This is a genomic window from Rossellomorea sp. FS2, assembly GCF_047915635.1.
GTDB classification, from domain to species: domain Bacteria; phylum Bacillota; class Bacilli; order Bacillales; family Bacillaceae_B; genus Rossellomorea; species Rossellomorea marisflavi_A.
In genome coordinates this window covers 519248-542100 of record NZ_JBLRVS010000004.1, presented here as the reverse complement: position 1 = coordinate 542100, position 22853 = coordinate 519248, and the positions used below count along the sequence as shown (strand labels likewise).

Sequence of the window (22853 nt, the reverse complement as noted above, 5' to 3'; positions counted from 1 at the left end):
TGGAGACGGTCTCCATGCTTCTTTTTTGCCCTCTGTGCCAGATTCCTAAGCGTGAAATACATAGAGTCACCTATGCCTTGCCCCCATCTCCTTTACAGCCCCTCTTCTTCCATTATACTGAAGGAAAGGAGGGGGACTGTATAATATGACCCAAATATGGAAAGGCATAGCACTCTTGTTGCTTATATTTGTTTGTGGAGCGGTCGCCCTGTATGCATGGACCGAATTCATATTATATCTCATGCTGATCATCGGCACCCTTGTCACCTTGACACTGACCAATGTGATGCGTGTCTCATTCAATTGGTTGCTGTTGTTCATCGGATCGACCTTGTTATATTACGGGCTGTACATCGCTTTATTTTATGTGTGGGCGCTCATATAATCTGGTAATCGGTAAAATCACGATCCGCTTTATCAAAAGTCAAGGTGGGTTACAGGAGTGATGACTCTCTGCAAATCGTTCAAGCAGGAATTGTGTTCCAAGGGAAGGTTATTATGACCTTCTTTTTTTTTGCCCACTTGCAAGAAAGCACAGTCCTCAATATCTTTTCTCACATAACATCTTTTTTCATGGGGTGTATTATCAGGTTCATCTAGCCGGACTTCTATGCCCACATCTCCATCCTGATACAAAATATGGTAAAATTAGTAACGTAGCATAAAGTAATTAATGAAATATAGTGAATTCCGACACCTTGTTGGGGTAGGAGAAATACGTACATGAGTTTTTTAAATCTGATGAGTTTGCTAACAAATAGTAAAAGGAGATTTTAAATGACGATAGACGATCCGATTTTTGGTGAACTTCAGTATGAATATGTTTGGACTAAGGATACCATTATTCATTTTTGTGAAAAAGAATCTGAGATATCTTTGATCATCGATGGGGAAGAAGATGGAGAATTTGATGAAGAGCAGTATATGGCATATCAAGCATTAATGCAGAATTGGGAGGACTTACAGCCAAGTTTATTGCAATCAATATTAGACTATTACAAACAGAATCGTCATGAACTAGGTTATGATATTGAATTAAATGATAAGTATCCATTGATCGAAACACCAGATCAACTACTAGAAATGATCACTTTAGATGGAATTTTTGTTCCGTATGGGGATATTTTCGAAGGTCGAGATATTGGAATTACATTTAGCTGTACATGGGATGCGGAAAACGGATTGGGGATTCGTTTATTAAATGAAAAAATAATTGAACTAGGCTATCAAGATGTTGCCATTTGAAAGGTTGTTAAGAGTCATGATGGCGTGCAAGTGAAGGTAACGCTGCACAACCCAGAGCAGATAACAGGAGGAAAGGCAGAAGTAAGAGATAAGAGAATACATCCATTAATAGGTAGTCAATGGAGGATGAACAAATCAAGGAATTAGCAATGAGTATGGCACCAAAAATACTTAACACATTAGTGGGAGGAGTATAAATGGAAAAATACTTAAAAGACTTTAAATGGCATAGTAAAGTTCCGAGGGAAATCATTGAAAAATATAGGCAGCTGGTACCAAATGAAATGATTGATTTATGGCGTGATTATGGATTTGGTACATTTATGCAAGGGTATTTTAAAAGTGTAAATCCAGAGGAATTTAAAGAGATTTTGGAGGAGAGTAGTCAAAGATACAAGGATTCAGTTGTGTTGTTTGCTACAGGGATGGGCGACCTAATAATTTGGTCAGATGGATACGTCAGACTCCTTAATTACAGGTATGGTGTGGTAAAGACAATTATGTTTACATTTGAGTTTTTCTTTCAAAATGTTAATGATTTGGAATTCAAAGATGAAGATTTGTCTTGGGAACCCTATCCCGAAGCCCTTGAACAATATAGTGAGTTGGAATATGACGAGTGCTTCGGATATACACCTTTATTAGGTCTAGGTGGAGCTGAAAAAGTAGAGAATCTAAAAAAAGTCAAATTGAAGGAACATATTCTTATTATGACTGAACTTATGGGGCCAGTGCAGTAATATTCGGGAGTATGGTACAGAAGTAACTATAAACACTTGTGTAAAGAGGAAAGGTGACATGTCTAGAATACTTTAATGGATCTAAATGTCCAGGTCCTCAAACATGGCGAAGTCGTAGGAGATGTCGCCAATGAGTGATTCTACTGGGGGACAGCTTTAGGGTTGAATGTACACAAGGAAACCTGTGAAAAGTCATGGTTGCCTTGCTGGTAGAAACAAATTTTGTGAAATCTGATGAAAAATCATTACATAAGAAAAGCTAATCCAAATGGAGATTTGAAAAACTTAAAGAATTACTTATAGTGAACGACGGAAAAATTACACGAGTAACTGGAGAGGAGAATTAAATGGATTACGAATTGTTTTTAAGCTCTAATTTAAGTTGTAAATCCCTGGCGGATATTATTCGAAGTATAATAGCTGGGTCTGTCAACGAAGATATAACTGTTCACATTAGTGAAGAAGAAATAGTTATTGGGATTAAGTATTTTTCATTAGCTCTAGAATTAGAGGATATATCTGACATAGCCTTTATTAGAAGGCATTACGATTTAGATGTAAATATATGCATTAGGGTTCAATTATTTGATAACACTTTCTATCAAGGAATAGAAGTCTTGTTTAAAGCTCTTGGGGATCTTATGAGACAAGTTGGCGGAAATCTATTGTTCTTAGAAAACGGTTCGGATCAATTACTTAGAAAAGAGAATGGCCAGTTAATGGTCAATAGTGATTTAGATCAATACCAGGAAAAATATTTAACCAAGGGTTTGCTTAGTTTTCTTGAACATTCTTACATTAATGAAAAATTGCCAAACTAGGCATTTGGTTATTAGTAGCCAATAAAACCATTATCATTATAGAAGTAGTTAAATTCTACATAATAGTTAGAGCGGTCTTATGTGCACGAGGTTTGTACAAAAAAAGAAACGTAGATGTGAAAGCGATTGAGCAAGCAAATACACACATGATGAGTTTTCCTTTCAAAAGACCATCATGGAGTTTTTTTAGGGGGGAAGTGCTGATATGGATGATATTTTTAAAGATTTTAAGTTTCAAGCTGAAGTTTCAACTGAACTATATCAAAAATACTCAAATAGACTCCCAAAACAGGTATTGGCGGTGTGGGAGAAATATGGGTTTGGAAGTGCGTTAAATGGATATTTAAAGATTGTAAATCCGGACGATTATCAATCGTTGATTAATGAAACATATTTGCGCAGTTCAAATACTACTGTAGTATTTATGACTTCACTGGGCGATGCTATTCTTTGGGAACATTCTCGGGAAGAGAATCAATATCTAGTACTAGTCAATTTTAGAAAAGGTAAGACAAGTATTTTGGAGGCAGGATTTAATTTCTTCTTTGAAGATTTAGAGGATGATGGATTTAAGGAAAAGGATTTAGATTGGAAACCATATTCCGAAGCGGTTGAAAAGTATGGAGAACCAGCTTTTGACGAGTGCTTCGGATATACACCTTTATTAGGTCTAGGTGGAGCTGAAAAAGTAGAGAATCTAAAAAAAGTCAAACTGAAGGAACATATTCTTATTATGACAGAATTTATGGGACCGGTTCAGTAATAAGATAATCATTTTCTGGATCTAAGATCTGAGCATTTCTTAGCTGGTGGTACCTTTGTAACAACGTTAGAACAGCTGGAGAAAATGAGGGTGCTGTGTGTAGGTATTAGTGAAGAAAAACCCTAAGTATTAAGGAGATAAGTAAATGAGAGACACTCGTAGAACTCTGCCTTATTTTCAGAAATATCTTGAAAATGAAACTCGCAAAATACTAAAGTATAAAGGTATGGCTGAGAAAGTGAAACGGGAACGAGGAGAAGAGGATACAGGTTTAAAAAGAGCTTATCGAATTATTCAAAATAGCTATTTTAACAAATTGAACTGTCTATATTCTATGGGAGCACCAATTGGAGATATCCAAAGGGTGTATTCTGAAATAATCCAAATAATGAACAAGGAGTGGAACAAGGAAAGTGGCTATGTCAGACTGGTGTGGATGCTTTCCATCGGCAATATGATTAATGTTCCAGACCACGATGTAAATCAGCTTAGAGAGTTAGTTGTAAAATCCCAATTGAAAGATTACCTAGTAGATTTTTTGTTGAATGATAACAAAAAAGTTTTGGATCGTACAACACCATCATTTATGTTTTCAGATCCGTATAGCATCCTATATGAAGTTATTCATGCGAGCAGCGAAAATGAGGCCATAGAGAAATTAAAATATTATTTAGAATCTAAATGGTATCCTGGTCATAAAGATACAGGCTGGTATGACTCGCATAATAGTCAACATGATACGTATAACGGGTATTGGAGTTATGAAAGTGGAGCCATCGTAAAGATCTTAAAGTTAGATGATACGGCCTTAAAGGATACTCCGTACTACACTTATGACATGGTTCACTTCAAATGATAAATAAATTCCTTCCCACAATAAATTAGCAGAACTCCTTACAGAAGTGATTGGTGCTACAAAAATTCAAAGAATTAAGTAATACAGTGTGAAAAAAGGAGTTTGAAGAAGCTAGGGAATGGTTACAAAATAAAAGTTTAGAGTAATGTGATACAATTTTATCTTTAATAAGTAGGTGAGTGAAAGTGCGGTCTGAAAATCTGCATGAAATTCTGGACTCTACTGAAAGGATATCAGTATGAAAATAAGGGATATCTATCAATTGTCACAGGAACAATCCCAAGCAGATTATCCATTGGATGAATGGTACAATACCTTATTAAATAAAGATTGTACAGAATTAGACATTACTGATTTATGTAGAATGATCCAACAGGATATTTTTATTGAAGTAGCAGTTGATAAAGGAGTAGAGGTTCTTAAGCGTAATCCTTTAGCAGGTGATGTTTATGATGGTCAGTTGGTAGAGGTACTATTTTCTGTTGATATGGAAAAAATCACAGAACAAAGGGAACCACTGAAAGAAGTGCTTCTGGACGTTAGGGACAATGTAGAAATAGATCATTTCATGAGTGTTGAGGACTTTAATGGATATCATGACTTAGTAAAGAAATTCTTAACTGAAATAGACTCATACCAAACATAAACGATTACCTTGATTGGCTAAATGCCTTTCAAGGCTTTTTAGTTTTGGGTTAAGATGGAAGAAGGTGCTTATAACAAGGTTGCTATTGATTCATCAACGTTAAGAAGCCAATAATCGAACACAAATCCGTACAGGGGAGAGTGAGAAATGGATTTTTCTACATTTGATGAGTTACCTGATTATTTGTCAGAAGAAACATTGAAAAAGTATTTCAATCAGGTTATTCATTATTATGATCGTACTGAAAGTGTAAATAAGATTGATTTCTCCGAGGGGTTATATCAATTGTCAGAAAGACAGTGGCATACTTATAAAGCTTTGGATGAGGAAATAAAACAAAAGGTAGATAGGATAATGATAGAAGTGCTTGACCCACTTTCTTATGAATTGATGGATCATGTAACATCGATCATTGCTTATTTGGGCCTCACCGAAAGTTTTCAAGCACTGAAGGAAATAGATCAAACAAATCTTGGTGTCGATGTCAGAGAATTGATAGAAGAAACGATAAATGAATTGGATGGGAACATTCATCATCCATATTCAGGTTTAGAGTAAGCTCAATGGAATATAGATTCGGAAACAACTCCTATAAGGGATGACAAAGCAGCATGTTGAAAGGGTGGTGAGTGAAGGTGTTGGCTACCAATCTGCACGATGTTCTAGAGCATTTCGATTTCACAGACAGTATTGTCACGGAAGTGAAGTGGGCGGACAATCTAATAGACCTGATCGTAGTGGTTGATTATTATTGGGATATTCAAGAGGGTCATGACAACACAAGAATGATAAAGATTATTTTTGAACACTGCACAAAAGCGGATTTTCAGATCAGTACAGATCTTCCCTTATCTCCTGATGACGTCAACAAAGAAAGTCTCTTTACAATTGTTCTCTTTAAAGAGCTGGAAGGAAGTTCGGATAAGCACAAGCATGTGGGGATTTTTACGATAGACTACTCGAAACCGTGGTTGTCGGTAGTATGTTCCAATGTTGTGTTGGAGGAATAGTGCTGTGTAGAAACCTTGATTAGCAAAATGCGCTTCTTAAGGTTTCTTTATTTTATCAAATCGTAAAAAAGGAAAGGAGGTAGGCTCATGAAAGTAGTGGAAGAAATAAGAAGACTATTATCGAGTGAGGATAAAGTTGAGCAGGAGAGAGAGATTGAAGATATTGGAGATAGGTTCCAATATGGAGGTATGGACAGCCCTGAGCTCATAGAAGGGATCGATCTACTCCTAGCGCATATTCCTATGGAAAAGGATGATGCAGTAAAAGAAAGTATTCTTCATTCGATTCATAACGGAATCGTTTATCAAGACATTGCTTCTGACATTTCATTGGATCTGCTGGTGCCAGTTCTATCGACGTTCAATGAAGAACAGTTAACGTATGTTCTGACGTTTATGGGTTTTTCAGGAAAGGGTAAATATAGATCGATCCTGGAGACGTTTCTTCATCATTCTAGCGGAGAAATAAAAGAAGCTGCTAAAGAGGCCATTATTGAAATTGAGTATAGAGGATCCAATGGGGAAAGACGATAGAGCCATTGATGTTGTTTTTGTATAGAGTAAGGAAAAGTTACTTAATGCACAAGGGCATGGGAAGTGGCGAAGATGCGATATTTTGAGTGTAACAATCGTTGGTTTTAGGTAATAGAGGAGGAGAGTCGATGTACGAAAAGGCAGATGCAATCCTAGCTGAAGATAGCGCAGATAACTATTTTTACGACGATGAGTTTATGCATGTGCAAGAATTGTTGAGTGAATTTACTAATTGTGATTGGGAGAATTTCATTCGAGGATTAAAAGATAATAAGGATGATACATACAAAATTAGATTGGCCTACTGTATAGATGAAGATAACGGAGTATATGGATTTAATCTATTATTAGATCTACTTAATGAGAGTGATGAAGTGGCTAAATATGCAATAGATTCTTTACGTTCTTTTGATGGAGAAGAGTATAGAAAAATAATTACTTCTAATAAGCAAATAAAGGACAAAGTAGAGCGATTGTTAAAAAACGCCAGTGCACCTATTGAAAGGATTTTAAAAACAAACTTAGAACAATACAAAATATAGATAAGGGGAATGTCTTGAACTGTATGAATCATTGCGAAAATTCATATGAATCGGTCGGAAAACATATATGGAGGTGAAGACAATGGACATTAGAAATATGGAACCCATATATATAAATATTGGACAACAAGTAAATCAAATTATTCCTGAACCCTGGGATAGAGTATTACTATATTCTGAAGTAACCGAGGTGAGTAATCGAACGTATTTTTACTATTATCCTCATAATAAGGAGACACCAATTTATAGCTTGGATATTGAAGAAATGATCGATATAGACGAATACGAAGTAAATAGGCAATTACACCAGTTATATAAATACTTGAAAGAATTATGGGTTGAAACTAAAAATCTAAATCAACAACAGTGGACAAATTTAACATTGGAGTTAAATTCGGATGGTACGTTCAATATTGATTTCAAATATAATAACTTGGTAAATGAAGATAGCTATGAGCAGCAAATAATTTGGGAATATGAAAGACTAGGTTTGGTTCCGAATGAGGATCGAGCGCGAGACGTTAAGATAATTGAAGAGTATAGAGAAAACAACAAAGGTTGAATTTGAACAAATCAGAGGAGAATCTTTAAGTAAGCTTAAACCACAACCAGACCCTAAATTGAAAAAATTGGAGGTGATATGTCCCTCAATAATGTTCGAACAAATAACGTAGTACGTACATCTGCTTTTAAACGAATAACAGATCCCTTCTGAAAATAATCTCAACATTACGAGTTACCACCAATGCTATCCTCCAAACACCTACCTTCGCTTTTTCCCTCTCTTTTATTTATTTCGCAACTTTGACGTACATGGAACGATTACTTTGTCGAACAGCTACTCCCACCTCAATTAACTTCTGGATGTCGGTGCCTAACACTTTGCATACGTCGATGGATACTCGCTTTCCCTGATGACTGACAGAGATGGCTTATTGTATGAAATTATTTATCATAATGTAAGATGGAGAAGAACTTGATATTTCAATACACGCATTTACTAGGTTGCAGTTTAATCAAAAAACCAGGGTATATGTGAAAAAAAGTAATAATTGGTGAATCCGAAGCGGGAGGTGCTATTTATGGAAAAGCCAGGAATGGTTTCTATATGGTTAGGTAATTTGAAAATACAAAACCAGTTAGAGAAATACGTCAATCTAACTTACGATGAAGACGGAGAGTCTGTACCTTCTAAATTTTTCTCGGATTTTAATATCGATATGGATGAAATAGATGAGGATTTTATTGAAAAAGCAGTATTGGAAGAAAAGAGTGATAAGATCTCTGCTTTATTGGAGGGGTGTTCCTATGAGGAGAGTATACTGGCTGAATTTAGAGGGTACAAAAAATTAAATAAATTATATAACGCTGTTATTTTAATTTACAATTATGAGTACGAGAACCTAGTTAATTCACGTGAGGATTTTGATTATATTGCTTCTACTAGTTACTCACAATAGTAATCTCTGGAATGAAACTAATAAAATCCGTGGGACAGTGAAGAGCGTTAATCTACTATTAATTTAAAACCTTAAGAAGTCACAGGAAGTTCGATCCAACGAGAAGCTCACATTTTCCTTATGGATCAAGAAAACAAATGTTAAGTTGGTGAGAGATTTGAGTAATTTGTTGTACCATGCATATTTGCCTGAAAATCATGAACATCATATCTCGCTTGTAGAAGTCAAACGTGGTGGTATTAATTATTCTAGTAAGTCAAACAATAGATATAGTAACGGCGGCAGGGTGAAACTTGAGGTAACAGAACGGTTCAGACCTTCCGACATCCCTGAATGGCTAAACTTCAAGGAAGCAATAGGTGTTGATTTAGTTAATCGGTTCTCAAAGTCTTTTTGCTTTCCTATATTTACAGATAAAATTTTTGTGTTTGATGGTAATCTATCTCTTTCAATCTATGACCAAGCTTTCTATGAAGATTTTAAAGACTTTGATGAGGAAGCTTTAAATTTTGATACTGGAGAAACGATTGAGTTTTGGATTAACTTATACTGGAAAAGTGTGATGCCTCTTGAAGATTATTTGATAACAAAGCCTTATTCAAAGCCAGAAGTTTTAGTTTTTGAATCTGTACCTAAAGAAATGATTCGTGTATGTGAAGAATGAGTATGGAACCTTGGTTGGCTAAATGCCTTTCGAGGTTTTTTTCTATTTGTTAATATATGAATGGATAAAATTAGCATGGGGTATAAGGTAAGAACTGGAACGCCCCAATTTACCGGATTTTTTGCTAGTGAAAAAATCATGATAGGCTGAATGGGGGACCTGATAAATGGAAGATAAAAATAAGGAACTTTGAATCAAATGCTCCGGATAGTATGAAAGATGACGAGATATCTATAACAAAGGATACTATTACAAATGTAAATGTACTCTTCCTGATGGACTGCACAGATGAAAATCGTAAATAGCTGAAATCAGACGGAACATCGACTAGACATCAATCTTCAAATGGGGTTCATATTCCAATAGAGGGGAAATGTAATATGGATACAAAAGAAATTGAAAATCTACCTGATAGATTACCGGCGGGAATACTACTAGCATTGTTTCAGAACGCATTAGATCAATTTAGAAAGGAAGAGATTGAGAGAGATGTTTTCTTAATCATCCTTGGTCAATTAACAGACAGGCAAGTGATGACATACGAGCTAGTAAGAAGTGATATCCGAAATGATATCGATAGAACTCTTTCTGGATTATGGAATACAGATTCCTATGATGAAGTAGATCTGATTCTTTCTATTGTGGTCAATCTTGGTCTGGAAATTTGCTTTGAAAAGATAAAAGAATCACTGGATCAGAATAAGGATATCGATCAATCAATCCTGAATGAGATCCAGGAAGCAATAGATGAAGTAGGCGAGAATATCTCTAATCCGTATGATAGCTTGGAGAAAAATAAATAATCTCAAAAGGTGTTATGGATGAAGACACAAGGAGGTTTACTTTGAGCATTTCAACTGATCATAAAATCATTGCAAAGACAGCACACCATGCTTTTGGGGGTAAACCTGGTGTCTCGAGATACTGGGACGAAAATAATGTGAGTAATATTGATATGCTAACAACCGTGAATAGACCCGTTGACGGTGTATCATCGTATTCTACTATTGGACTATCTGATCATTCAATTGAATTGACTGTTGACGAGACATCTTTGCGAATCGAAATAGTAGGAGCAAGTGCAACAGATTATGAGTAATTTCCTAATATACTGGCAAGCTGTGCATTTGGTCTTATTAATTCGAAATTGTCAGTTTCTCACGGTGGAGTATTCAGTGACATAATCCAGATGTATTATCCCAATATCGAGATGAGACATGTGTTATTTGTGTCACCTTTCTTGTGGGAGGATTTAAAGACTCTTGAGTTTCCAAACAAAAAAGTGGCTTGGCTGCTAGCTGTTCCGATATCTGAGAATGAATATCTATTTGCCCAAGAAAAAGGAACAGATTCATTAGAAGAATTATTTGAACAGGAAGAGATCGATATCTTTGATTTAGAAAGAGGATCAATCGTGTGATTTTCTAGTTTGTTAACCTTAATGGACCTAATACCTTTGAAGGTTATTTATAATTCCAATAAAAAGGTGTCAGCTGGCTATCCTGCACAATAATGGAGGCATACTATGAAAGAAGTTTTACTGAACACCATTGACAGATTGTATGCAAAAGGTGATTTTCACTATGTACTAGCCAAGTATATTGATAAGGACTATTGGGCTCGTACGTTCAATGATGAGGTAGAACAGATTTTCATCGATAATCTTACCGACTTCAGTTATTCAACGTGCTTTTCTTATTTTATTCAATCATCGCCAGGTCCGAACTTTAGAGTAGGTAGTGATGAGTTCAATGATTATCTTAAGGAAAAGCATGAGATAACCGGGGTTATGGTTTTGATTTCGGTAATTGCTCCGTATTCAGTGGTTAAGTATTTTAGGTACCATGACAATGATGGGGCTATACAAATGCATGAGGCATATTCTCCACTTGATAATGAAACAGAGCGCATTTATATAAGGTTGTTAGAGATATTAACTAATCATGGAATTCAAAAACTAGATGATGATCTCCTTCATGTTGTAGTGCCGAATATTTCATTAGAGTTAAAAGAGGAAGACGTTACAATATTTAATTGTCTTTTTGAGGATAGTTATTGAGCTGTTAAACCTGCTATGGGTAGTGACATGATACGCATACCTTAATAGAGGAGTATAGTATGAGAGAAAAAGATCTGCTTCAATTCTTAACGTTCATTGCTGAGGAAGATGCCCAAATCAGTACGATTGTTGGTTTTTTCATTGATCAATTAGGTTACGATGTGAAAAGTATCAACCAAATAGTTAACCATGGTGTGACCAAGAATATATTCCAAGTAATCGACAATGACCAAGACTTTGGAAATGGTATCGCTATACAGAGTTTGAGCGAAATTGATTGGTCTACTTCGAATGTTAAACACGAGATACACTATAATGATTTTGAGGATTATAGAAAAAAATTATTTGTTGCTAACCCTAAAGTACCACGTGAGTTTACGTGCTTAATCGAAGAATAATATTTATGAAGCGCGACAACAAAACCCTTATAGCTCTGGACTTCCTAACCATAATAGAGCAGATTTAATAACCTTGACGGGCTATATGTCTTTCAAGGTTGTTTGGGTTTTGTTAATATATGGTTAATCACGTGCCTTTTGGCAGAACCAACAAGGGGCGGCTTGTATCATGGCCTAAACACAAGACGACGTGAAGTCTGCGCAAAACCTCAAACATGATGGAGTGGCCCATGATTTCGGCTGAAATGGATGAATACTTGAACAGCATGAGAAGCAAGGTGAAACGTTAGAGAAAAGAGGAAGGAACCTACTAAAACTCAAACATATTTCGCGAGCACAAGGTTGATATACAGGAGGTAATTTGGATGGCTGCATTTGGGTTCTTCAATAGTGAAAATCATACCTTTTACAACGTTCATGAAAACGAATTGTTAGATGCGCAAGAAAGACTCGGATTTAAGTTGCCAAGAGAACTGAGAGAATTTTATCTTGAGGTGGGCTATGGCTTTATTAAAAGCCGTAATCAGAATGCATTCAACCGGTTTTTGGGCCCAGGAACCATAGCGGATATTAGATTGAGAGCAGATATTTACGAGTTTGATCCGGATTTAGATGGAATATATGAGGAAGAGGATCAATTAGTGTTTTTTGAAGTGAACGAGGGCGTATACCTGACGCTTGATTTAAATCAGGCCAGCCAAACTCCTGTGTATTATTTTGAAACCCACATTGCCGGTTCGTTGAAAGAGTTCATAAGCAAGATGGACGAGGATGCAGAATACTTTTGGCAGATGGTTGATTGAGCCTTCAGGTTTAGGCGGCAATTTCAATGCAGGATGACTCCGTTGTAAAAGACACTGGCATGGAACCCTCATCTACCAACTGGGGGATCATTTGTACAACAGTAGATGCCTGGTACGATGACAGATGGGTTATCGCTGGTGAGAACTTTGGGAAAGTAGGTGGGTGTATGAAGGCGTTTGAAGAGTATATTTCTGAACTTCAAACAATTCTGGTGGAACTATGTTTGGACTTTGTTGATCGGAAGGCAGATGAAATTTATATGTATGGTTCCTATGAGCCGGATGCCTATTACTTCAATGCGTTTTTTAATGTGCAGGGAAAGATGGTTTTGAAGCACAAATTAAATGACACTAGCTTCGAGAATAATGAATATTTATATGATCTTTCAACTGAACGACAAATCGAATTCCAACGCATAGGTACTGAAATTTTAGAAGAGATCCATAAAAGGTATAAGGAATTCAACTCTGAGATGCCAACTGAAATAAAGCTGCGTTACATTAGGAAGAATAACAAGTTGCAAGGAACGTATAACTATGATGTCGTATACTCTCATGATGATGAACTTCTTCCAAATAATGTTTTCAAGGCTTGGTTTGAAGACGTAAAGGAAGGGAAGAAGCGAAATGAATGTTAAGGAAGTTCCGAATCGTAATATAGGTAGACGGAGTCCTTATGCGATATAAAAAAGGCTCGATCATCCACCCATTACCAAACGACCTGCTCCTTCAAGATAAAGAAGGGAAATGGAGGATCTCCTTACCGGATGCCTATAAGGATTTCATCAAAAGGTTCAATGGTGTCAAACCCTTAGATGATTGTTTTACATGCAATGATCGACTATATATGATTGAACGGTTCTTATGTATCATGCGCGTTACGGGTGAGAGTGAAGAGGAATATTACGATATCGGCGTTGTGAGGACACAATTGGATGAGCGGATTGTTTTTGATGAAAATGTGGTGGGTACTGAGCTGCTGCCCATAGCGGTTTTGTACGCAGGGGATTTCGTTTGTCTTGACTACCGTCATCATTGTGGAGGAGAGCCTGTTGTATGTGTGTGGGACCATGAAGCGTCTTCGGAACTTAACCCTGTGACGTATAGGGTGAGCAGCAACTTTGAAGGGTTTTTTGGGATGTTATCACAATGAGTATCTACTTTGTCACCAAGGTTGATTTGAACGTCTTGGTAGGGAAGTATTCTAGGAATGGTATAGCATGAAAAGGGGTCATTCTAGTAAGAAAATCTTACCGTTTGGGTGATGTTGAATATGCGTACGGTTTGATGAAAGGGGAAATCTATGAGATTTAAACGAGATAGCATCGTCACACCACTACCTTCAACAGATTTGATTGAAGAACATGAAGCGTTCTGGCGCCTGACGTTGCCAGAATCTTTTAAGGAGTTCATGAAGATCTACAATGGAGTACAGGTGGAAGAGGCGACATTTGAGTGTAACAATCGCGTGTATGCAATAGAACGGTTTTTATGCGTGATTGATGATGTAGAAAAACACCTTGAAGGTATATACGACATGGATGTTGTGTTCTCACAGATTGGAGATAGATTAACTGATCATGAAGATTTGGTGGGAGCTGAAATGTTGCCTATTGCCTGTGTGTTCGCCGGGGATTTCATTTGTCTAGATTTTAGGAATAATAGAATAAATCCTTCTGTATGCGTTTGGTCTCATGAAGAATCGGGTGAGTTCAGCCCAGTCACTTTTGAAGTGGCAGAGGACTTTGATGGGTTTTTAGAGCTGCTTAGAAAGTAAGCTATTTAAAAGGATAAGTCCAGGATAGCTGTGTGAATTTATATAGTGGCTTTGATTATGCTGGTGCTATCAGGTAGGTGTAGGTATTCTTTCCGGCAATAGATATGGGAGGGAATAGTATGAGTGTTTTGCCCAATAGACTAACAGAAGTATTAGAAAATGAACGATATGCACGCGAAGACCCCACTCTAGTGGGGAATGCATTGAAAAGGCTGGGAGTGGATTCGTCAGATACATTCAAGGCATTCTATCATCACTACGAAGGCCCTTTTTGGGAAGAACATGTGCCCTTTGAGCTACTGGATCTGGTAGATAGAGAGAATAATATTGAATCGTATACACTCATTTCTAGACAGGAGCACGGATTTTTGAATCACTTTCTTTTCTTAAGTGAAATGAGTTCACATGCTGTATTAGTGCTTAATACTGTAACGGATAAAGTGTATATCGTTAATTTTGAAGGAGCAGATGAACGGCTTAAAACAGGAGAACTAGAAGAGACCTGGTCCTCGTTTTTTGATTTTTTGCAGGACTATTTTAATTGTTGATATGTAGTTATCATTAATGCCCACTATATAAGGACTCGCCAAGTGCGATCTGCCTGTCTTATGGTTAAAGGGTGTGGAGCAAGGAGATATAAACACACTAAGTCGACTCTATATACAGGAACTGGGGGATTAACCATGGGATATAATTCGTTAATTAGTGCATTGATCCAATATGAAAAGCATACCATGATCCTCGAGTGGGGAAGTGGTTTGAGACTGGAGGGGAACTTGGATACTGTCTTTGAGACAAGCAATGAGAATGACGAGGATGCCTTGGAGTTTGTTGATTATGATGCGGCGGTATTTAAGGTGAGCCGTATTGTGACTCATCCTATGAGTCTCCAAAGCGCAATCTATCGTTGGTTGGTGGAAGAGGGGGGCCAGTTAATTGAAGTTTCCCTATATAAGGACCCGCCAAGTGCAATCTGCCTGGCTGATGGTCAGAAGGTGTGGAGCAGAAGTGAGTAGATCAAGAAGGGACGTTCTTCGCCTACTGGGAATACGACAGCCGTGAAGCGTAAGCGAAGATTGAACAAAGTATACAGCGCGATACAGCCCCCTTACCCGCATAAAAGAGTGGTACGATAAGCATGGGGGAAGGGAATTCATCGAAACGAATGACATAGTGGAAAAAAGATAGTCCATTACGTTTTGATCAGAATTCAGGCATTAAGGGTAAAATAGATGATCTTGGACTAACCAAAAAAGTATGTAGATGATAACAAAAAAGCAGTCCCAACAGGGGCTGCTTATATGAATTGGTGAAAACAGCAATACAAGTAATTTTCGAAATTAAGAAGTTAGGCTTTTCTATTTGGCTTTTTAATTTTTGTGAAATTCAAGGCATTCATTCTAAAGATCCCTCTTACTGATCTAATTTTTTTATCCCTTCAATCGCTTCCAATATTAAGTCATCACAACCCAGGGATTCAAGAAGAGCAATACCTTCTACTACAATTAAAGCTATTGCAGCCATTTGTTCTCTCGTCATTCCCTCTTCTACCTGTATGACCTCTTTGTAAAATGTATAAAAGCTGTCACAAATCTCCTTTGCTATAGGGTAGAATGGATTTTCTTTTTTAGAGGCGATTGCAATTAATTCTAGCCATAATTTCATATAGGGGCTAATTTCTGGTTCTTTCATCATTTGATAAAGATATCTTACAATACTGGAAAATGACCTTTTCTCCATTTTAGCATTGTCTAACATAAGCATTAACTCTTTTGAAATAAAGGACAAGACAACAGTTAGTAATTCTTCCTTATCTTTAAAATAATGAAGAAGCATTCTATCACTGGTTTCTGTTGCTTTTGCAAGGTTTCGCAAACTAGCTGATTGAATCCCATTCGATAAGATATACGCAGACATCCCCTCAATCAATACTTGTTTTCTTTTTTCTCCTTTTTTCATATGAACACCCTTCATCTCTTTTTGTGTAGTATATGCTACACCCTGTTTTTGTAGCAAATACTACATTTCAATATTAGGGATTCAATAATTTGTTTTCTCTACTTGATAAAAAGTGTAGTGAGTGCTACATTAATTTTATGTAGTAATCGCTACACTATTTTCGATAAGGGGGATCCATATGTTAAAAAGTCAGAACGAACAAAGAAATAGCTCTTTAAACAATCCTATTTCCAAAAAGGTGATTATCTCTATACTGGTTTTATTCTCGCCATTAACCATTGTGGCAGTACTTCACCATGGATTTTTAGGTATCTTTACGGAAGTGTTTAAAAGTTACGCCACTATTCAAGTTTTTGTTGATTTGCTCATTGCATCCATCTTAATCCTTATATGGATGTGGCATGATGCCAAAAAAACGAATCGGTCTTTTTGGCCATGGGCCTTGCTTACTTTAGTAACCGGCTCATTCGGTCCACTGTTTTATTTATTGCTCCAAAAAAAATAATGGGGGAAGTATAGCTCATGTTTTTGATCATAACGACAGTTAAATCAACCTTGGTGACGTCATAGACACTCATGGTCATAACATTCCTAAAAAACGCTTTAAAGCTGCTACTCTCTTATACGTCACCGTTTTGACTGCCTTCAAACGAATGAATTGAAGAACATGAAGTGTTTTGGTGCCTGACATGCTGGGGGCTGAAGAGAATCGGTTGGGTTCAGCCCTGTCAGGTTTGAAGTGGCAGATCACTTTGATAAGCCTTGTTAGAAGGAATAAGTCCGGGATAGGGTTTTCCAATAAAGATCTGCCAAGTTCTATCTGCCTGGCTGAGGGTCAGTGGGTATGCTATATGAATTCCCACTATTCACATAATTATCTTCCCATTTCAATCGTCTTCTAGCATACTATTATTCTATACAAGTGTTGGAAGGGGTCGGGAGATGGAAGAGAAGAAAGTGACGTGGTTGGAATTATTTTATGATTTATTGTTTGTGGCTGCCGTGGCGGCGGCTACGCATGTGTTGCTCCATGTGGAGGATGGGTACATCCATATGGAATATCTGGTGAAGTTTGTGCTGATCTTCATTCCGATTTGGTGGGCGTGGGTGGGGCAGACGATCTTCATCAACCGGTTCGGGACGGATTTGTTTCATCAGCGGGTGTTTTTGATCCTGCAGATGTTCTTTGTGCTGATCATGACATCTGGGCTGTCGGCGGATTTTGATCCGTATTATCTTACGTTTTTAATTGGTTATATCGGTTTGAGGGCCGTGACGGCGATTCAGTATCTTGTGGTCCAGCGCATGGAAGAGGGGGACCGCAAACGGGTGGCGCTCTTTTTGGGAAGGTACTTTTGGATCGGGATCGGCATCTCGTTGTTATCCCTTTTCTTTGATTCCTGGATGCGCTATGCGGTGCTCTATCTAGGGATATTGGTAGATATCCTCGTGCCGGTAATCGGAAGGAGGATCCTGGAGAAGGTACCGCCGAACACCGCGCATCTGTTGGAGCGGTTCGGCCTGTTTACGATCATCCTCTTCGGAGAGGCGCTTGTGAGCACGCTTGCGGTCATCAAGCCCACTCAGGGGAATTGGGGTTCGATCGGCTTTGCCGTCATATCCTTCATCCTCATCATCTCCATGTGGTGGCAGTACTTTGATAACATCGATCAGAAACTGGACAAGTCCAGGCAGTCGTCCGGGCAGGTCATCATCTACGGCCATCTCCTGATCCTTATGTCCCTGAGCATGGTGGCTGCATCGATCAGGCTCCTGGTTACCCATGAGACCGACTATTCCTTTATCGTCTATTTTGTGTTCGGGTCTGTGCTGCTTTATTTCCTTTCCACCACCGTAGTATTTCACCAATACCGGTTTGAACATCATCGGTTGAAAGTCACTCATTTAACCCTGTTCCTAGGCGTCCTCGCCATCTTCTTTGTCATTGATGAGCTCGTGAAGGTCCCAACGGTCACGGTGGTCGGCGAGCTGACGCTGTTCTTCATCCTTTATGCCGCACTGACTACCAAGAAGATAAGTCATAATACCTCTGTACCCACGAAAGAGGTGTAACGATGTAAAAAAGTACTATATCGTAAAAAGAGAGTTCTTTGATGCGGTCAATCATCATTTCATCCACACGAACCTGCCCACCAACTGAAGCACGGTTCCCGCTTGGTAGGTCGCTAAAAGAAGGATAACGAAATGGGAACATGGAGATAGAACAGCGTATACAACGCGAGACAGCCCACTTTATCCGCATAAAAGAGTGGTATGAGACGCAAAGAGGAAGGGAATTCATCGCAACGAATGACATAGTGGAAACAAGAAATGAGGAGATCGTGTCGAAGGTGGAAGGTGGTGGACCATGGGATACGGATGGATCATGGCGAACAAAGAGAACCAATTCTACCCCGTGACGGATGACCAGATAAGGGAAGCCGAAAAGGAGATTGATCTGGCATTCCCAGAGGAGCTGGTGAACTTCTACAAAGAGGTTGGTTACGGGTTCATGCAAGGTTCGGAGTATAACATCAATCGTTTAATGGACCCCTACTCAGTCAGGGATTTCCGGCTGAGGGTAGATGACTATGAGTTTTATCCAGACATTGAAATCTATGATGACTATGAAGACAACAAATTGATCTTCTTCGAAGGCAGTGAATCAGCTTTGATGTCAATTGAATGCAATGGCAAGGATCGCAGTCCGGTCTACTATTATAATAGTCAAATCGCGGAGTCTCTCGAAGAGTTTTTACGGAAGATAGCGGATGATGATCATTATTACTTGGGATTGCTTGTGGATGAGTGAAGGTGATTTCGTTATCAATAGGAAGCTGCAGCTTCGTTTATTTGCATTCTTATATGCAGAAATACAACAATCAGTATCACGGTAAATAGAAAAGATGTGGAGGTTGATTATGATCCTTCAGCGGAATAAAGGAGGAGTGATATCTTGGAATCCTGGGAATATAATGAATTAGTTGAGGCCATTAATGAAGACTACAATGAGTATGTAAAGCTAAATAGAGGACTTGAATATGCAATCGCAAGAACTGTTAATGATTATATGAATATGGGAAGAGTAGAAGACTTTATTGTTGATACCGTTATAGGAGAAATATTGTTATCCAAAAATAAGGTCTTTATTGGATATGTTGAAGGGATAAAAAAGAGATTAAGCATGTTTGAAGATCTAGATGTTACAAGTGAATTGACACATGAAGAAATAGCAGACTTGACTACTAGGATAGAGAAAGTACTAGATGGTCTTAGTAAGGTTGAGATAGATTATAACCCTTATTCGGAGTAGTCACTTCCATCATAAACTAAGAAATGTTTTCACAGACCATCAGCAAGAGGAAAGGTATTCGTTTACATTATCTCTAGAGGATAATGGGAAATTTACAATTCACTATGATTATACTAATTGGTTTGATACAAATTATACCTTTGTTGATCAGTTGGTTATTTGGGAGTATAAATATTTAGGGAATGAACCAGATGATGTTGAGAGTAAAGAGTTGATTGAAAGATATATAAATGAATATCCAGATAATCCAATTTAATAACATAGATTAGATAAGGAAAGCCTATATAGTTTAGTTTACTATAAAGCGCCCCATATTTTGAGCAATTAACTGACCAACCAAAAAACAAAAGTAAAGGAGGCGTTCCGATGATATATGGTTACGGACTGTGGTATGACATCGAAAGTCAGTTGTATACCGATTACCCAAACCAGTATAATTTCATTTCATCTTATAAACAGTTGAAAGCCTTGGTAAATAGGAAAGAAGTGACGCAAAGAGATGTTATCTTCTTTCTACGATCCTCTAAGAGCGACCTCGACTTCCAAGAGAAATTGAGCCAATCAGGCTACTCCCTTTTTCCAAATCCATTAGTGTCAAAAGCCATTCGACACAAGGATCGGTATCTTCCCGAGTTGGATGGGTGGACACGGTATCCATTGAAACGGCGGTATGCAGACAACATCAAAAGCGTCACGCGTGCATTTATCGATGAGGCGTTCGGAGATAATCCTGTGGTGTTGAAGGTGTGCAATCTGCATGCATCAGAAGGTAAATGGTTGCTTGATAAAAACAGAGAAATTCCACGGGTGCCGTATAGAATGAGGAAACTTCCTGTTACTGTTGAGGAATTTGTGCCGGATGCCCGCAGCATCCGTGTAGGGATCGTCGGTCATACAGATAGCTTTGATCAGATATTTATTACCGAACATGTAAATACGTCCACGTGGTTGAAAAATGATGAGCCAGAAGAAGAAAACACCTATCGTTACAACGAGCGGAGACAATTGGGGATCCCTCACTTGGAAGAGATGGTAGAGGAATCAATCAAGATAGCAAAGAGTTACAAAACCGACCTGTTGGGAGTGGACTGGGTTGTGGGTGAGACTAAAACTGGATTAGTGGAAGTAAACGATATGATAAGTATCCCGTCCGGTCGAGGAGTCCACAATTTGGTATACCAAGCAGTCAAGGCACATATCGATAATACGATTCTCAAACACCAAGGGGAGTAGTAGTTGTGATGGAGGAAGGTCAAGATGATATCGAACCTTGCTGGGTAAGGTAGAGAGATCTTAGGATAAAAGCGTAAATAAAACACCTTCAAGTAGTAAATAATTCATTTGCACTTGAAGGTGTTTTTAATAGGTAATAAAAACATTTTCCCAGAGGTCATTACTCCAATCAAAAGCTCATGGAGATGTTAGAGAACAAGAACCTGTCTGAGATTAAGGCTTGGGTGAAATGGTTAAATAAATGGTGGGGCCACCCGGCTTGCACAACTTATACCGTTGGGAATTACCTTCTCCAGTTACCCCACAAATAGGAGGTTTAGAGGACTTGAAAAAACTTGATTATAAAACATACGGAGAATTTCCAGAAGAAATGTTGATTCTCAAGTATGACGAACAAGTAATTTACGAGGGGTATACAGATGACTTGATAACTTCAGTAACAGGTGACCTGGAATTTAAATTGAATCATGGTATGAGGAGTACTTCTTCAGTCATCGCTAGAAAATATGATGAACATATTGTATGGATACCCAAAATCTCTTTAGACTCAGATTATATCTATAACACGATTATCTTAAATTCAGATCAGTTTAAAGAATTATGGACTTCTTTAAAATATGATGCAGAAGCTGACCTGGATTTCATACAAAATATAAGTGCAGATGAATTAAAACGGATGTGGATGATTAGGGCTAGGGGGATAGAACGAATTGATGATATGTCAGGTCTAATCAAGTCAGTTAATAATAATATCATTGCACTTTCTACAAATTTAGAAGGTCAGGAAACCATTCTTTATGATCTTATTGAACATCAGTGGGTATTAAAAGAAAGTAAGATAATGGAAGGTGAAGACAGTTGGGAAAGCTTTGTTGCTTATCTTGATAAGGGCTTATTTGAGGAGTGGAAGGTATTAAAAAAAGATCATGAAGATAATCTATGTATTCATTTAGGCAACGGATATTGCTTACCATTGCAATATTAGTGGTGGCCATCGTTAGATAAAGAGGAGTGGCAAATACTTCACCGAAGATACATTCTGGCTATTTACATAATCTGGTGAAGTGGGTACTGATCTCATTTCAATTTTTATAGACTTGGGAGGAGGCGGATTTCAGTGGAAAATGAAATGAACAAGTTATATAGAGAAATAGCTGAAACGGTTAACGAAATGATCCCAGAAGAATGGGAGGGATTTTATTTTTATGCTCAGATATCGGAAACTGGAGGAGGAACGTACTTTTTTTATAATACACTTGAAAATAAGCATTATAAATATAGTGTGGAAATTCCTTTCAACTGTCAGGTTGATGAAGATGAATTTGAAAGGAAAGAAGATGTTTTATATCAATTGAGTAAGGAACTTAGAACAGTTTTTATAGATAATGAACAGGAACCTTGGTATTCCTTTACACTGTCCCTAGAGCGTAGCGGGAAATGTAAGGTGCGTTATGATTATACAAACTGGTTCAATACAGACTATGGGTTTGGTGACCAATTGATGATCTGGAAAAATAAGTACTTGGGAGAAGTGCCAAGTGATGGAGAGTATCAAGCGTTAATCGATAAATATCATAGTGAATTTCCGGATGATCCAATTTAATTAACTAAAAGACATTCAAGACAAAGGGGGAGCAGAGAGCTGCTTGAGGTAAGATAGGCACTAAGGATACGGGTAACCTTAAACCACAAGGTCTTATGGATGAACTTGCTAATAGTGGTGTAAAGTATATTCCTAATGATGTAGTTGCCGTAACTAAAAACGCTGATGGCAAAATAGTATGGCTTGAAAATGGATATTCACAGGCAGGGTTTAATCATATTCTTAATCATGCTGATGAATTTGCCACCAAAGGAAATATTCAAAGTCAATTGCCTGAATTTATTACAATGGCGGTAAATGAAGGTAAAACGTTGGATATCAAGGAAAGGGCACTGGAAGACCTATTTATGAAATCAACTTTAATGGACAAACGCAAAGGGTTGCAATAACTACGGGTAGCAATGGATTTATTGTAGGCGCAAATCCA

Annotated in this window: 34 protein-coding genes and 2 pseudogenes; 35 read left to right on the top strand and 1 reads right to left on the bottom strand. The window is 37.8% G+C overall.

All coding sequences use genetic code 11. From position 1 onward, the window contains the following. The first annotated feature begins 145 nt into the window (after positions 1-145). The 25 genes from ACNA6I_RS13650 to ACNA6I_RS13530 all read left to right on the top strand — a co-directional run bounded on the left by ACNA6I_RS13650 (position 146) and on the right by ACNA6I_RS13530 (position 15334). Positions 146-385 (top strand): hypothetical protein, encoded by a 240-nt coding sequence (locus ACNA6I_RS13650; protein ID WP_048015381.1) that lies wholly within the window; start codon positions 146-148, stop codon positions 383-385. 392 nt (positions 386-777) lie between these two features. After that, on the top strand, positions 778-1245 hold the full coding sequence (locus ACNA6I_RS13645) for a DUF6985 domain-containing protein (RefSeq protein ID WP_048015382.1): 468 nt from the start codon (positions 778-780) through the stop codon (positions 1243-1245). Between the two features lie 197 nt (positions 1246-1442). Continuing rightward, positions 1443-1985 carry a T6SS immunity protein Tdi1 domain-containing protein gene (locus tag ACNA6I_RS13640; protein WP_048015383.1) on the top strand — a complete coding sequence of 181 codons (543 nt, stop codon included), beginning with the start codon at positions 1443-1445 and terminating at the stop codon, positions 1983-1985. A 347-nt stretch (positions 1986-2332) separates the two neighbouring features. Next, on the top strand, positions 2333-2806 hold the full coding sequence (locus ACNA6I_RS13635) for a hypothetical protein (RefSeq protein WP_048015384.1): 474 nt from the start codon (positions 2333-2335) through the stop codon (positions 2804-2806). Positions 2807-3011: 205 nt separating this feature from the next. Beyond that, entirely contained in the window at positions 3012-3569 is a 558-nt protein-coding gene (locus tag ACNA6I_RS13630) for a T6SS immunity protein Tdi1 domain-containing protein (protein ID WP_416313550.1), read from the top strand. Positions 3570-3714: 145 nt separating this feature from the next. Further along, a complete protein-coding gene (locus ACNA6I_RS13625) occupies positions 3715-4425 on the top strand; it encodes a PoNe immunity protein domain-containing protein (protein WP_416313549.1) in 711 nt (236 codons plus the stop codon). A 238-nt stretch (positions 4426-4663) separates the two neighbouring features. Then, positions 4664-5071: a contact-dependent growth inhibition system immunity protein gene (locus tag ACNA6I_RS13620; protein WP_416313548.1), complete on the top strand. Its 408-nt coding sequence runs from the start codon at positions 4664-4666 to the stop codon at positions 5069-5071. Positions 5072-5218: 147 nt separating this feature from the next. Further along, positions 5219-5629, top strand: a complete 411-nt coding sequence (locus ACNA6I_RS13615; protein WP_416313547.1) for a hypothetical protein — start codon at positions 5219-5221, stop codon at positions 5627-5629. Between the two features lie 80 nt (positions 5630-5709). Further along, entirely contained in the window at positions 5710-6081 is a 372-nt protein-coding gene (locus tag ACNA6I_RS13610; RefSeq protein WP_416313546.1) for a hypothetical protein, read from the top strand. Between the two features lie 87 nt (positions 6082-6168). Continuing rightward, positions 6169-6615, top strand: coding sequence for a hypothetical protein (locus ACNA6I_RS13605; RefSeq protein ID WP_048015387.1), 447 nt, complete (start codon positions 6169-6171; stop codon positions 6613-6615). A 128-nt stretch (positions 6616-6743) separates the two neighbouring features. Then, a complete protein-coding gene (locus ACNA6I_RS13600) occupies positions 6744-7157 on the top strand; it encodes a hypothetical protein (protein ID WP_416313545.1) in 414 nt (137 codons plus the stop codon). A gap of 82 nt (positions 7158-7239) precedes the next feature. Beyond that, a complete protein-coding gene (locus ACNA6I_RS13595; RefSeq protein WP_416313544.1) occupies positions 7240-7719 on the top strand; it encodes an immunity protein YezG family protein in 480 nt (159 codons plus the stop codon). A gap of 520 nt (positions 7720-8239) precedes the next feature. Then, the gene (locus ACNA6I_RS13590) at positions 8240-8617 is read left to right on the top strand and encodes an immunity 22 family protein (RefSeq protein ID WP_048015390.1); all 378 of its coding nucleotides are present in this window, start codon (positions 8240-8242) and stop codon (positions 8615-8617) included. Positions 8618-8774: 157 nt separating this feature from the next. Next, positions 8775-9281: a hypothetical protein gene (locus tag ACNA6I_RS13585; protein ID WP_048015391.1), complete on the top strand. Its 507-nt coding sequence runs from the start codon at positions 8775-8777 to the stop codon at positions 9279-9281. Between the two features lie 380 nt (positions 9282-9661). Next, positions 9662-10084 (top strand): hypothetical protein, encoded by a 423-nt coding sequence (locus ACNA6I_RS13580; protein WP_416313543.1) that lies wholly within the window; start codon positions 9662-9664, stop codon positions 10082-10084. Between the two features lie 14 nt (positions 10085-10098). After that, entirely contained in the window at positions 10099-10380 is a 282-nt protein-coding gene (locus tag ACNA6I_RS13575; protein WP_416313542.1) for a hypothetical protein, read from the top strand. A 9-nt stretch (positions 10381-10389) separates the two neighbouring features. Next, entirely contained in the window at positions 10390-10701 is a 312-nt protein-coding gene (locus tag ACNA6I_RS13570; RefSeq protein WP_416313771.1) for a suppressor of fused domain protein, read from the top strand. A 105-nt stretch (positions 10702-10806) separates the two neighbouring features. Beyond that, the gene (locus ACNA6I_RS13565; protein WP_416313541.1) at positions 10807-11340 is read left to right on the top strand and encodes a hypothetical protein; all 534 of its coding nucleotides are present in this window, start codon (positions 10807-10809) and stop codon (positions 11338-11340) included. Between the two features lie 59 nt (positions 11341-11399). Next, positions 11400-11738, top strand: coding sequence for a hypothetical protein (locus ACNA6I_RS13560; protein ID WP_416313540.1), 339 nt, complete (start codon positions 11400-11402; stop codon positions 11736-11738). Positions 11739-12103: 365 nt separating this feature from the next. Next, entirely contained in the window at positions 12104-12541 is a 438-nt protein-coding gene (locus tag ACNA6I_RS13555; RefSeq protein ID WP_416313539.1) for an SMI1/KNR4 family protein, read from the top strand. A 26-nt stretch (positions 12542-12567) separates the two neighbouring features. After that, positions 12568-13179 carry a DUF600 domain-containing protein gene (locus ACNA6I_RS13550; protein ID WP_416313538.1) on the top strand — a complete coding sequence of 204 codons (612 nt, stop codon included), beginning with the start codon at positions 12568-12570 and terminating at the stop codon, positions 13177-13179. A gap of 38 nt (positions 13180-13217) precedes the next feature. After that, positions 13218-13694: an SMI1/KNR4 family protein gene (locus ACNA6I_RS13545; protein ID WP_416313537.1), complete on the top strand. Its 477-nt coding sequence runs from the start codon at positions 13218-13220 to the stop codon at positions 13692-13694. Between the two features lie 150 nt (positions 13695-13844). After that, on the top strand, positions 13845-14318 hold the full coding sequence (locus tag ACNA6I_RS13540) for an SMI1/KNR4 family protein (RefSeq protein ID WP_416313536.1): 474 nt from the start codon (positions 13845-13847) through the stop codon (positions 14316-14318). A gap of 119 nt (positions 14319-14437) precedes the next feature. Next, the gene (locus ACNA6I_RS13535; RefSeq protein WP_416313535.1) at positions 14438-14866 is read left to right on the top strand and encodes an SMI1/KNR4 family protein; all 429 of its coding nucleotides are present in this window, start codon (positions 14438-14440) and stop codon (positions 14864-14866) included. A 135-nt stretch (positions 14867-15001) separates the two neighbouring features. After that, the gene (locus tag ACNA6I_RS13530) at positions 15002-15334 is read left to right on the top strand and encodes a hypothetical protein (protein WP_416313534.1); all 333 of its coding nucleotides are present in this window, start codon (positions 15002-15004) and stop codon (positions 15332-15334) included. 397 nt (positions 15335-15731) lie between these two features. On the opposite strand, the gene ACNA6I_RS13525 is transcribed toward ACNA6I_RS13530, so the two are convergent. Then, complete coding sequence (locus ACNA6I_RS13525; RefSeq protein WP_416313533.1) at positions 15732-16277, bottom strand: TetR/AcrR family transcriptional regulator; 546 nt, start codon at positions 16275-16277, stop codon at positions 15732-15734. 178 nt (positions 16278-16455) lie between these two features. Between ACNA6I_RS13525 and ACNA6I_RS13520 the strand changes: the two genes are divergently transcribed. The 10 genes and pseudogenes from ACNA6I_RS13520 to ACNA6I_RS13475 all read left to right on the top strand — a co-directional run bounded on the left by ACNA6I_RS13520 (position 16456) and on the right by ACNA6I_RS13475 (position 22815). Then, the gene (locus ACNA6I_RS13520; protein ID WP_416313532.1) at positions 16456-16782 is read left to right on the top strand and encodes a DUF2834 domain-containing protein; all 327 of its coding nucleotides are present in this window, start codon (positions 16456-16458) and stop codon (positions 16780-16782) included. A gap of 437 nt (positions 16783-17219) precedes the next feature. After that, entirely contained in the window at positions 17220-18350 is a 1131-nt protein-coding gene (locus tag ACNA6I_RS13515) for a low temperature requirement protein A (RefSeq protein WP_416313531.1), read from the top strand. Next, positions 18328-18634, top strand: a pseudogene (locus ACNA6I_RS13510) (cytoplasmic protein); the annotation flags it as partial. The gene ACNA6I_RS13515 and the pseudogene ACNA6I_RS13510, both read left to right, overlap by 23 nt. A gap of 11 nt (positions 18635-18645) precedes the next feature. Continuing rightward, entirely contained in the window at positions 18646-19089 is a 444-nt protein-coding gene (locus ACNA6I_RS13505) for an SMI1/KNR4 family protein (protein ID WP_416313530.1), read from the top strand. A 144-nt stretch (positions 19090-19233) separates the two neighbouring features. After that, positions 19234-19590, top strand: coding sequence for an Imm3 family immunity protein (locus tag ACNA6I_RS13500; RefSeq protein WP_048015401.1), 357 nt, complete (start codon positions 19234-19236; stop codon positions 19588-19590). A 13-nt stretch (positions 19591-19603) separates the two neighbouring features. Then, positions 19604-19846: pseudogene (locus ACNA6I_RS13495) on the top strand (immunity protein YezG family protein); the annotation flags it as partial. 110 nt (positions 19847-19956) lie between these two features. Beyond that, on the top strand, positions 19957-20823 hold the full coding sequence (locus ACNA6I_RS13490; RefSeq protein WP_048016402.1) for a hypothetical protein: 867 nt from the start codon (positions 19957-19959) through the stop codon (positions 20821-20823). Positions 20824-21148: 325 nt separating this feature from the next. Further along, positions 21149-21808, top strand: coding sequence for a hypothetical protein (locus tag ACNA6I_RS13485; protein ID WP_416313529.1), 660 nt, complete (start codon positions 21149-21151; stop codon positions 21806-21808). Positions 21809-21940: 132 nt separating this feature from the next. Then, on the top strand, positions 21941-22426 hold the full coding sequence (locus tag ACNA6I_RS13480; protein WP_416313528.1) for an antitoxin YezG family protein: 486 nt from the start codon (positions 21941-21943) through the stop codon (positions 22424-22426). A gap of 95 nt (positions 22427-22521) precedes the next feature. Further along, complete coding sequence (locus ACNA6I_RS13475; RefSeq protein WP_416313527.1) at positions 22522-22815, top strand: hypothetical protein; 294 nt, start codon at positions 22522-22524, stop codon at positions 22813-22815. Positions 22816-22853: the final 38 nt, after the last annotated feature.